This is a genomic window from Lactiplantibacillus sp. ME-2 (assembly GCF_022549155.1).
Classification (GTDB): Bacteria; Bacillota; Bacilli; order Lactobacillales; family Lactobacillaceae; genus Lactiplantibacillus; species Lactiplantibacillus plantarum.
Genome location: NZ_JAKZEQ010000130.1, coordinates 1 through 480, shown reverse-complemented (window position 1 = coordinate 480; position 480 = coordinate 1). Strand labels below are relative to the sequence as shown.

General features: G+C 43.5%; 1 protein-coding gene. It reads left to right on the top strand.

Going from position 1 to position 480, the window contains the following annotated elements; all coding sequences use genetic code 11:
- Positions 1-28: 28 nt before the first annotated feature.
- Positions 29-480 (top strand): ArdC-like ssDNA-binding domain-containing protein (locus MMY95_RS15675; protein WP_241277830.1); only part of this gene is annotated, 452 nt, incomplete at its 3' end.

The window sequence follows — 480 nt, the reverse complement described above, 5'->3', positions numbered from 1 at the left end:
TATTTTTGAAGATGAGGAGGGGTAACTTATGCCAAATAAAGCAGATGTTAAGGCTTGGAAAGCACAATTAGTCGCCCAGGCTGAACAGCAAATCCTAAAATTAACTGATAGTGACCAATTTAAAAAGTATCTCAATACCCTGGCTAAATTTCATCGTTATAGCGCCAGAAACATTGATTTAATTTATGCGCAAAATCCTCAAGCCACTCAAGTCGCCGGTTTTAAGCAATGGCAGAAGGCTTTTAACCGCACCGTCAACCGGGGCGCAAAAGCGATTCGGATTGCGGCTCCGATCATTAAGAAGCTAACACCAGCCGAGCAGAAGCATCTTGATACCACCGATGAGCGCGCCATTGTCGGTTATCGCTATCTACCCGTCTTTGATGTGGCACAAACTAGCGGTGAACCAGTGTTAAGTGCTAAAGACTTTGTCAAAGAAAATTTGGCCGATCATCAGAATGTGACAAGCTTATATAACGC